The sequence below is a fragment of the Ensifer sp. ZNC0028 genome, assembly GCF_000799055.1.
Lineage (GTDB): Bacteria > Pseudomonadota > Alphaproteobacteria > Rhizobiales > Rhizobiaceae > Ensifer.
On sequence record NZ_JTLA01000261.1, the window covers coordinates 1 to 207 of the forward strand.

Annotated in this window: 1 protein-coding gene; it reads right to left on the bottom strand. The window is 61.4% G+C overall.

Annotated features, from left to right (window positions below):
• Positions 1-207 (bottom strand): aminotransferase class I/II-fold pyridoxal phosphate-dependent enzyme (locus L981_RS32925; RefSeq protein ID WP_156134324.1); only part of this gene is annotated, 207 nt, incomplete at both ends.

Here is a 207-nt window from a genome sequence, read left to right on the forward strand (position 1 = left end):
CGCCGTCGATGATCGAGGCATGGTTGAGCGCGTCGGAGATGATCGCATCCTCTTCGCCAAGCAGCGTTTCGAACAGGCCGCCATTGGCGTCGAAACAGGACGAATAGAGGATCGTGTCTTCCAGGCCGAGGAACGACGAGATGCGCGCCTCGAGCTGTTTGTGCTCCTCCTGCGTGCCGCAGATGAAGCGCACCGAGGCCATGCCGT